Annotated in this window: 8 protein-coding genes; 5 read left to right on the forward strand and 3 right to left on the reverse strand. The window is 71.1% G+C overall.

What is annotated here, in order from left to right:
- Nucleotides 1-310 precede the first annotated feature (310 nt).
- The gene (locus tag MJ785_RS14700) at nt 311-1495 is read left to right on the forward strand and encodes a hypothetical protein (RefSeq protein WP_239381361.1); all 1185 of its coding nucleotides are present in this window, start codon (nt 311-313) and stop codon (nt 1493-1495) included.
- A 54-nt stretch (nt 1496-1549) separates the two neighbouring features.
- Here the strand turns inward: MJ785_RS14700 and MJ785_RS14705 are convergent, their stop codons facing one another.
- Entirely contained in the window at nt 1550-2797 is a 1248-nt protein-coding gene (locus MJ785_RS14705; protein WP_239311245.1) for a helix-turn-helix domain-containing protein, read from the reverse strand.
- A gap of 121 nt (nt 2798-2918) precedes the next feature.
- On the opposite strand from MJ785_RS14705, the gene MJ785_RS14710 reads away from it, so the two are divergent.
- The 3 genes from MJ785_RS14710 (at nt 2919) to MJ785_RS14720 (ending at nt 5995) form a co-directional block, all read left to right on the forward strand.
- Nucleotides 2919-3170 carry a GlsB/YeaQ/YmgE family stress response membrane protein gene (locus MJ785_RS14710; RefSeq protein ID WP_239311244.1) on the forward strand — a complete coding sequence of 84 codons (252 nt, stop codon included), beginning with the start codon at nt 2919-2921 and terminating at the stop codon, nt 3168-3170.
- 174 nt (nt 3171-3344) lie between these two features.
- Entirely contained in the window at nt 3345-4646 is a 1302-nt protein-coding gene (locus tag MJ785_RS14715; protein WP_239311250.1) for a pitrilysin family protein, read from the forward strand.
- Nucleotides 4643-5995, forward strand: coding sequence for a pitrilysin family protein (locus MJ785_RS14720; RefSeq protein WP_239381363.1), 1353 nt, complete (start codon nt 4643-4645; stop codon nt 5993-5995). The genes MJ785_RS14715 and MJ785_RS14720 overlap by 4 nt, the downstream gene beginning before the upstream one ends.
- Nucleotides 5996-6043: 48 nt before the next feature.
- Here MJ785_RS14720 and MJ785_RS14725 read toward each other — a convergent pair whose 3' ends face one another.
- Nucleotides 6044-7075 (reverse strand): ANTAR domain-containing protein, encoded by a 1032-nt coding sequence (locus MJ785_RS14725; RefSeq protein ID WP_239377253.1) that lies wholly within the window; start codon nt 7073-7075, stop codon nt 6044-6046.
- Nucleotides 7076-7212: 137 nt separating this feature from the next.
- Entirely contained in the window at nt 7213-7452 is a 240-nt protein-coding gene (locus MJ785_RS14730; RefSeq protein ID WP_239311241.1) for a mycoredoxin, read from the reverse strand.
- Between the two features lie 95 nt (nt 7453-7547).
- Here MJ785_RS14730 and MJ785_RS14735 point away from each other — a divergent pair, with 95 nt between their 5' ends.
- Nucleotides 7548-9749, forward strand: a complete 2202-nt coding sequence (locus MJ785_RS14735) for an ATP-dependent DNA helicase UvrD2 (protein WP_239381365.1) — start codon at nt 7548-7550, stop codon at nt 9747-9749.
- Nucleotides 9750-9778 lie beyond the last annotated feature (29 nt).

Below are 9778 nucleotides of genomic sequence, written 5' to 3' on the forward strand. Positions count from 1 at the left end.
GGGGGACGCCGGCCCGCCGGGGAGCAACGCCATGGCAGTCATGCAAACACAGTGACCGTGCTATCCGTGCGCCAGCCGTGTAATTCCTGTGAATTTCCTGTGTTTACCCGGCGGGGCCGGACCGAGGCCTATCGATCCGGGGCGTATCGATCCGGGACGTGCCAGAGGCGGGCACAGTAGTCTTCTCAGCGCCGGAACGGGTATAAGGGGCGTGGCCCCGCGGGGTGCGGCCGGGGTCCTGATCGCGTGATCCGGCGAGCGGCGTCCGCCGGCCGGGTGGGTCGTGACGGTTTGGCAACGGGGGTAAGGCATGCCGGATTCCGCCATCGTGGATGTCCCGATCGGGCTCATCCTGGTGTTCGCCATCGGCAGTGTGGCGGTCTCGCGCCTGAACGAGACCGTGTTCGGCCTGGTGTGCTACCGCGGCCGTCAGCTTGAGGCCGAGCTGCGTCGTCTCTTCGGCGACCGGCCGGTCGACACCACGGCCGCCGCCGTCGACACCAGCCGGACGGCCCAGCTCCTCGACGGCCCGCTGCGGGGACTGCGCTCGGGCAGGCATGCGGGAGAGGCGCCGGACATAGGGACCGCGCCGGTCTCGGCCAGCGCCTGGCGGCGGGCCCGCCGGATGCGGCTGCCGTCGTACATCCCGTCGGTGGCATTCGCGCGCGGCGTGCTCGACATGCTGGAACCGCCCGCGCGGGTGCTGCTCGCTCGGATGGACCGCCTCACGATCCCCGACGCGGCGCTCCCGGCCCTGCGCGAGGCGCACCGGTCGCTGACCGACGTCAGTGCGGCCGCGCTGTCCGAGGCGCTTGCCGCCTCCCCGGCGGCCACCGAGGAAAGCCGCCGGATCGCCGTGTCGATCGTCGGGCTCGCCGCCGCGGAACCGGTCGGGCCGCTGCTGGACGAGGTGGCCAAGCTGCCCGCGGACGCCCCGCTCCGATCAGCGCTGATCGGCATCGTCACCCGCGCGGGCCACGACCGCGATCGGATCATCGCCGAGCTCGCCGAATGGTACGACGACACGATGGACAGGCTGTCGGGCTGGTACAAGAGGCGCGTCACGCGGTTTCTGTTCGTCTACGCGTTGCTGCTCACCCTGGTGCTGAACCTGGACGCGGTCGCTCTCACCAACGCGCTGTGGGAGAACCGGTCGCTGCGGACCGCCGCGGTGGAGGCCGCGTCCACCGAGCTGGTGTCGGCCACGGCGACCGCCACACCCGCCGCCAGCGCCGGGGAAGCCGCGAACCGGGCTGTGAACGCCGTCCGGGACGCGGCGGCGCTACGCCTCCCGCTGGGGTGGAGCGGGGCCGGTGCCGACCGTTCGGATCCCCGGCGGATTCCCGATGACACGGGTGGCTGGGCGTTGAAGATCTTCGGGTGGCTGCTCACCGCGCTCGCGCTCTCGCTGGGTGCGCCGTTCTGGTTCGATCTGCTCGGCCGTTTCGTCAACATGCGCAGCAGCGGTCCCAAGCCCACTCCCGCCAGCGACTGACCAGCCTGGGCGCCGGTTGGCATACCCGTGGGCATGACCCGCCGCGCCAGGGCGTCACGGTGACCGGCACGGGTCGGCGCGCAGGACGAGCTCAAGTTCGAAGCGGACGTCCGGGTCGTCCAGGCCGTCGCCGAACAGGGCACGCAGCTGGTTCAACCGGTAACGGATCGTCTGCGGGTGGACCTGGAGCTCGGCCGCGATCCGGCCACGTTGCCCCCGCAGCCGCAGCCATAGCAACAGGGTCTCCGCCAGGCGCGCACGGACTTTGGCGGGCAGCCCGTCCAGCGGGGCGAGCCGCCGGCTGGTGAGGTCGGCAAGCAGCGCCGGGTCCTGGGCGAGCAGCAGCTGGGCCAGGTGGTCGTCGGTGAACAACGGCTCGCCGGGGCCGTCCGGCGCTCCAGGCAGCGCGCCGCGGTCACGGACGCCTCGGGCGAAGGCCGCTCTGGCCGCGCTCGCGGACGCCTCGGGCCACGGGACGGCCGGGCCGACGATGGCGCCGAGACCCGCCAGCGCGCGTTCAAGCCATCTCCGGCGGCCGGGGCCGGCCGGGTCGCCGATGAACATCCAGATGTCATCACCCTTGATGGCGCGGGGGGCGTCGGGCGGCAGGGCCAGGCATCCGACGCGGTGGTTCACCCGCTCCTCCTGGCCGTCCGCGCTCGTGTCCGCGTTCGTGTCCGCGTTCGCTGGCCCCGGCACGATGACCGCGGCGAGGATGTCGGGCAGCCGGTAGGAGGCGGCACGAGCGGTGTGTTCGATCGTCACCGGGCTACCGCCCGACAGCATCAGCTCGCCGAGCCGGTCCCACAGCCGGCCGCGTTCGCTCGCCGCCTGGGACTGCGCCAGCGCATAGCCCTCGGCGGTGGCACCGGAGATCCCGTCGATATAGGCGAACATCGTCTCGGCCAGCGACACGAGCCCGTCAGCGTCCAGCCCGCTGTGCTGCGCCGCGTTCGCCAGCCGGCGCCAGGCGACCCGGGCGCCGACCCGGTAGGCACCGAGCAGCGTGTCCAGGGAGCGGCCGGCGCGGAACTCGCCGCGTCCCAGCCGGACGTAGACCTCGCGGCTGGTGGCCAGGTCCGGCGGGCCGCACGAGTGCGTGCCGACCACGGTGAGGAAGCGCATCAGGGCCTCCTCAACACCCTGGTGGACACCGCGGCCGAAGGAGCCTTCCAGCGGACGTGCGTACGCCGGTACCTCGCGCGCGATAGCCGCGATCAGGTCATCGCTCAGGGTTACGAGCTCGAGTCGCAGGATATCGGCTAGATCAGAAGGAAACTGTCCTCCTGGAACAGTTTGCATCGGGCGCACTCTACTCCGGGTGGTCACGCTGCCAGGGTGTCTCATCGACCGTCGCGAGGAAGGCCGGCCGCGCTTCGGGCCGGCATTGCCTCCGGCCGGCCGTAGTGGATAATCAGGCATCGTGGACGTGCCGACCGGTTTGTTCAGCGCTGTGGTCACCGGCGTCATCATCGGCGTTCTCGCGCGTCTGGTCGTGCCGGGCCGGCAGGCTATCGGCTGCCTGATGACCATTCTGGTCGGGCTTGTCGGCGCCGCGATCGGCCTGATCGTGGCCAGGGGGATTGACGCCAGCTGGCTTCTCACCCTCGCTCTCCAGGTCGCCGTGGCCGCGGTTCTGGTCATGGTGGCGGCGGGAAGCCGCAACATGCGCTGATCGACGGGTCATGCCCGCCGATGGGAGCCCCGGTCCAGCCCTGACGGGATTCTTCGCAAGCAACAGATCCCAGCGGTTGTGGCCTTGTGGCGCGGATCATCCAGGACCAGAACCATCAACGGCGCGGGAGCAGTAGCGTTGCCAACCGTGCCCCCTCGTACCGAGACGAACACGATCGCCGTTTCGCTGCCGGCGCCCTCCTATCCGGTTGAGAAGACCTCGCTCGCCAACGGCCTGCGCGTCGTACTGGCCCCGGATCACACGGCACCGGTCGTCGCGGTGGCTGTCCACTACGACGTCGGTTTCCGCTCCGAACCCGAAGGCCGTACCGGTTTCGCGCACCTGTTCGAGCATCTGATGTTCCAGGGCAGCGAGAATGTCGGGAAGGCCGAACATCCGAAGTACGTGCAGGCAGCCGGGGGCATGTTCAACGGCTCCACACACCCGGATCACACCGACTACTACGAGTTGTTGCCGTCCGGGGCGCTGGAACGCGCGCTGTTCCTGGAAGCCGATCGGATGCGCGCTCCGCGGATCACTCGGGAGAACCTGGACAACCAGATCGCGGTTGTCCAGGAGGAGATCCGGGTGAATGTCATGAACCGCCCCTACGGCGGCTTTCCATGGATCACGCTCCCACCTGTCGCGTTCGACACCTTCCCGAACACGCACAACGGCTACGGCGACTTCCATGAGCTCCAGGCGGCGAGTCTGGACGATGCCGAGGACTTTTTCGACAAGTATTACGCGCCTGGCAACGCCGTGCTCACCGTCGTCGGTGACTTCGACACCGAGAACGCGCTCAGGATGATCGATCGTTACTTCGCGGGGATCCCGCCCCGTCCGGTGCCGGTCCGGCCGAGTTTTGCCGAGCCGGTGCGTACGGAGGACCGGCGCGCTGTCCTGACCGACCCGCTGGCCCCCCGGCCCGCGCTTGCCGTCGGCTACCGGGTGCCCGACCCCACGGCGGACCTACCGGCCTTCCTGGCCTATGACGTGCTCACCCATGTCCTGTCCGCCGGTGACGCAAGCCGTCTGGAGCGGCGGCTCGTGCAGAAGGACCGATCAGTGATCAGTGTCAGTACCTACCTCGGCACCTTCGGGGACCCGTTCGACCAGCGGGACCCGCTGTTGCTCACCTTCGAGGCGCGCCATCCGGCTGAGTCGTCCAGCGCGGCGATCCTCACCGCGGTGGACGAGGAACTCGACCGCATCACCGCTGACGGCCTGGAACCGGGCGAGCTCGCCCGCGTGCAGGCCCGGATCGTCTCAGGCCTGCTACGTGAGGCTGACGACGCGCTCGGCCGGGCGCTGGGCATGGCCGCCTTCGAGCTGCACCGCGGCCGTCCCGAACTGATCAACGAACTGCCCGGTCTGGTCGGCGCGGTGACCTCGGACGGGGTGCGGGCGGCGGCGGCGGCGTTGCGCGCTCAGGGCCGGTCGGTGCTGGAACTGCGCGCCGGAGCGGCGTCATGAGCCAGGTTGATCTGCGCGGCGGCACCGGGACCGCTCGTATCCCGCCGGTGGCGCCGACCGTTGCGGCCGATCTTCCCGCGGTGGCCGAGCGGATGCTGCCAGGCGGGCTGCGGGTACTGGTGGTCCGGCGGGCCAGTGTGCCACTGGTGGAGGTGCGGCTGCGCATTCCGTTCACCGGTCGTGGCGCCGCGCATCAGGCCCGCGCCGAGCTGCTCGCCGAAACCCTGTTCACCGGTACCCAGTCGCGGGACCGGGTCGAGCTCGCCACGGCCGTCCAGGCGCTGGGCGGAGCGCTCTCGACCGGGGTGGACGCGGACCGGCTCGCGGTCGTCGGCTCCGCGCTCGCGACCAATCTCGTTCCCCTGCTCGATCTGATCGCCGAGGTGCTCACCGGGGCGGTCTACCCGTCGAGCGAGTTCTCCGGTGAACGGGAGCGGGTCGTCGAGGAGGTCACGATCGCCCGCAGCCAGCCCGCGGTGATCGCCAGGGAGGGCCTGCTGCGCCGGTTGTACGGCGACCATCCCTACGGCAGCGACACGCCCGCGCCGGACGTGGTCGCCACGGTGACCGAGGCCGAGGTGCGTGCCCTGCATGCCGAGCGCGTGTCACCGGCGGGTGCGATCCTGACCCTTGTCGGGGATGTCGATCCGCGGGCCGCGCTCGACCAGGTCGAGGCGGCGTTCGGCGGGTGGGCCGGCACGCGGGCCGATCCCACGCCACCGTTGCCGGCGCTGGTCCACGGCCCCGTCATGATTATTGATCGGCCCGGTGCCGTGCAGACGAACATCCGCATCGGCGGGCCGGCCGTGGACCGCCACGACCCCGCGTACGCCGCACAGCGGCTCGCGAGCACCGTTTTCGGCGGCTACTTCAGCTCACGCCTGGTGTCCAACATCCGTGAGGACAAGGGCTACACCTACTCGCCACGCAGTTCGGTCGACTATCCGGTCGCGGGAGCCCGTTTCACGGTGACCGCGGACGTGGCAACGGACGTGACCGCGCCGGCGCTGCTTGAGATCTTCTATGAGCTGGGGCGGATGGCTGTGCTGCCCGTGGCCGCTGATGAGCTGGACGCGGCCCGCCAGTACGCCGTCGGCACGCTGGCGCTGTCCACGGCCACCGCCGTAGGGCTTGCCTCGACGCTGTCGGCGTTGGCTGGCGCCGGTATCGGCGTCGAGTACCTGCGTGACCATCCCGTGGCGCTCGAGGGTGTGACGCCCGAGGACGTGCTGGCGGTCTCGGCACGGGTGCTGGCGCCGGCAAAGCTGGTGACCGTGCTGGTCGGGGACGCGGAGAAGATTTCCGCCGCGGTCAGCGGCCTCACCGAGCTCGTGACCGCTGACCGCTGACTGTTGTCGCTGACCGCTGGCCGTTGCCGCTGACCGGGTCTCACCCGGTCAGCGGCGGGACGGATTCGGCCGGGGCGGTGTCGGTCGAGGGCTGGCACCGCCCCGGCCGGCCAGTTCTCCGGGCAGGACCGCCCGCGGGTCGGCGACCGACTCGACCACCTGCCGGGCCAGCTCGTGCACGCGCCGCCCCATGCCGCGGGCGGTCCGGCGGAGCCGTTCGAACGCCTCCCTCGGACGGATGCGGTGACGTTCGGCAAGCACTCCGATCGCCTGCTCGACGATGACCCGTGAGGCCAGCGCATGCTCGAGCTGGACGACCGACAGCCGCAGCCGTTCGATCTCGGTCAGATCATGATCGGGACGCCGGGGCCGACCAGGCGGCGCGAGGTCCTCGGCAAGCAGATCGGCGAGGACCATCGCGGACAGCAGGTCGCCGACCGGCCGCACGTCACCGCCCGGACCTTCCACGATCCACCCGGCCGGCGACCTACGCAGGCGCATCTCGGCCTCGGGGCGGCCGGCGGACGGCCCGTTGTCCGGCGCGCCTGGGGACGGCCGCCGCCGGGCGGGCTGGCTCAGCCGCGCCGCTGTGCCGGATTCCGCTGGTGACGGTGCGGGCGGGCCGTTCTCGGTTCGCCCGCCGGCTTCGGCCGGCTCGGTGCTCTCGGCATCGTCCATGACGGTGCCGAGAGCACCGGCAATGCCGCGCAGCATTACGATCATGGATGGCGCGAGGGCGACCTGCGCTCGATCCAGCCCGATCAGCAGGCCGTGTAACCGGCCATCGCCACCCAGGACCGCGACGGCGACGTAGCTGCGCACCCCGAGCCGCGCCGGCTCGTCCGTGCCGGCGACCGCCGGATCACTGGTCACCTCGCTCAGAGCCACGGGCGCGCCGTCGAGTACCCGCGCGCCGATGGCCTCACCCCGGGGCAGGGTGAAGCCATCGGCGAGGCCGGGCAGAGCGCCCGTCGTCCGCCGGTAGGTCGCGGTCGAGGCCGACAGGGCCACGAAGGCCGTCGCTTCCATCCGGTGGACGGCACCCGCGGCCTGCAGCGCGGCATCGACCGCGCTCCACATACGTGCTGAAGGTACTGACGACACAGCCCGAACTCTGCCACAAACTTCACGGGCAGTGACGGACACCGTCCTCCAATCTGGTGCCACGGGCGTTCGGTGAGCGTGGAAATCAAGGTAGCTGTTGCTCTGTGTATCCTTTATGCGGCAGAAGCGACCTTCTCGGTAACCTGGCGCAAGCTCGGGTTCGTCAACGCGGTGCCGTCGGCGAAGACAACGGTGGGTACCGTTGCGTTCCCGTTGTTCGCGGTCCGGACGATCCGCTCGGCTTCCGGGTTCTCCTCGATGTCGACTGTCACGTACGCCAGCCCGGCCGCGTCGAGCTGGCGCTTGAGGCGGACGCAGTAGCCGCACCACGATGTCGTGTAGATCGTTAGCACGAACAGCCCTTTCTGCCGCGATGGCGGAACAAATCTTCATAACCACGGCGCGGCCGTGTCGCTTCCCGTCGGTGGGAACGGCTACGGTCCCCTCTATGGCCGGTTCGAGGGTCCCACCGAGGGATGACGATCCCGCCCGGCCGGTGGCGGGTGAGGCTCAGGCGTTGGTCGAGACGCTTGATCCGGAGCAGCGGTCCGCCGTGCTCGCCCCGATCGGCCCGGTCTGCGTCCTGGCTGGCGCGGGCACGGGCAAGACCCGGACGATCACCCATCGGATCGGCTTCCTGGTCGCTACGGGGGCACTCCCAGCCGGTCAGATCCTTGCTGTGACCTTCACCACGCGTGCCGCGGGCGAGCTGCGGGGGCGGCTGCGGGCGCTCGGTGCCGCCGGAGTGCAGGCGAGAACTTTCCACGCGGCCGCGTTGCGGCAGCTCGGGTACTTCTGGCCGAAGGTGGCGGGAGCGGCGCTGCCCAGGCTCGTGGAGAGCAAGATCGCGCTGGTCGCGCGGGCCGCCAGCCGGCTGCGCCTCACCCCGAGCCGGACGGAGCTCCGGGACCTCACCGGTGAGATCGAGTGGGCCAAGGCGACTCTGCTCACCCCCGCGGACTACCCAGCCGCCGCGGCTGCCGCGGCGCGCGAGACCACGCATCCCGCGGAGGTGATCGCCGACCTGTACGCCGCGTATGAGGCGGTCAAGCGGGACGCGGGCGTGCGCGACTTCGACGACCTGCTGCTGCTGGCGGCAGCGGTGATCGAGGAGCATCGCTGGGTCGCGGACGAGCTGCGGTCCCGGTACCGGCACTTCGTGGTGGACGAGTACCAGGACGTCAACCCGCTGCAGCAGCGCCTGCTCGATGCCTGGCTCGGCGAGCGGGACAGCCTCTGCGTGGTCGGGGACGCGAATCAGACGATCTACTCGTTCACCGGGGCGTCCCCGCGCCACCTGCTGGAGTTCCCCCGCCGCTTCCCAGCCGCGCACGTGGTCCGTCTCGTGCGTGACTACCGCTCCACCCCGCAGGTCGTCGCGCTGGCCAACGGGCTGATCGCGCGTGCCGGCGCGGCCGGGCAGCCGGCCCCATCCGAGCCGCTGAAACTCCTCGCGCAGCGTCCGGACGGCCCGGTACCGGTCTTCAGCGAGCACGACAGCGAACCCGAGGAGGCCGCCGCCATCGCCGGCCGTATCCGCGCGCTCCTGGCCGCGGGCGTGCCGGCCAGCGAGATGGCTGTGCTGTACCGGGTCAACGCCCAGTCCGAGGCCTACGAGAGCGCGATCGCCGCCGCCGGCATCCCCTATCTGGTCCGGGGCGGCGAGCGCTTCTTCGACCGGCCTGAGGTCATCGAGGCGGTGCGACTGTTGCGGGCGGCGCTGCGCTCGGCCGAAGGTGACCAGCCGGACGGCCTGGTCGCCCAGGTCAGTGACGTCTTCGCCGCGGTGGGATGGCGCTCGGACGACCCGCCGCATGGCTCGGGCGCCGAGCGGGAGCGATGGGAGAACCTGGCCGCGCTCGCCCGCCTGGCCGATGACATGGTGGCGGCCGATCCCGGGGCATCTCTCGAGCGGTTCGTGGCAGATCTCGCTGACCGTGCCGCGCACCAGCACATCCCCACAGTGGAGGGGGTGACGCTCGCCTCCCTGCACGCGGCAAAGGGCCTTGAGTGGGACGCGGTCTTTCTCGTCGGTCTCGTCGAGGGGACGTTGCCGATCATCCATGCCAAGACCCCCGCGCAGATCGAGGAGGAGCGTCGGCTGCTCTACGTCGGTATCACCCGGGCGCGGGAACACCTGACCCTGTCGTGGGCGCTGGCCCGTAACGAGGGCGGTCGCAGATCCCGCAAGCCCTCGCATTTCCTTGACGGGCTCATGCCGCGCCCGGCCGCGGCGCCGGGCACGCCGGCTCGGGCGGGCACGGGGGACGCGGGCGAGCGCGGCACCGGCGGGCAGCGGTCACGGAATCGCTCCGCGGTCCGCTGCCGGGTGTGCGGACGCCCGTTGGCGGGTCCGGCGGCCAGGGTGGGCAGATGCGAGGACTGCCCCGCCGACGTCGACCAGGCGCTGTTCGAGCGGCTGCGCGCCTGGCGGTCAGCTCGGGCGAAGGAGCAGGGCGCGCCGGCATTCGTGGTGCTCACCGACGCGACCCTGATGGCGATCGCCGAGCGCCGGCCCGCCGATGTCGCGCAGCTCGCCGGTATTCCCGGCATCGGCCAGGCCAAGCTCGACCGTTACGGCGAGGACGTGCTGGCTCTTGTCGACGGGCGGGCGCTGCCCGCGTCCGTCCCGTCGCCGTCATCCGGGTGATCAGCCTTGCTCTTTAGAGCGCCCGGCAA

The sequence above is a fragment of the Protofrankia sp. CiT1 genome, assembly GCF_917627335.1.
Lineage (GTDB): Bacteria > Actinomycetota > Actinomycetes > Frankiales > Frankiaceae > Protofrankia.

Bases quoted from the DNA above. Each gene is read 5' to 3' on its own strand.
- MJ785_RS14700 (WP_239381361.1), top strand. From the start codon at position 311: ATGCCGGATTCCGCCATCGTGGATGTCCCGATCGGGCTCATCCTGGTG.
- MJ785_RS14705 (WP_239311245.1), bottom strand. From the start codon at position 2,797: ATGCAAACTGTTCCAGGAGGACAGTTTCCTTCTGATCTAGCCGATATC.
- MJ785_RS14720 (WP_239381363.1), top strand. From the start codon at position 4,643: ATGAGCCAGGTTGATCTGCGCGGCGGCACCGGGACCGCTCGTATCCCG.
- MJ785_RS14725 (WP_239377253.1), bottom strand. From the start codon at position 7,075: ATGTGGAGCGCGGTCGATGCCGCGCTGCAGGCCGCGGGTGCCGTCCAC.
- MJ785_RS14735 (WP_239381365.1), top strand. From the start codon at position 7,548: ATGGCCGGTTCGAGGGTCCCACCGAGGGATGACGATCCCGCCCGGCCG.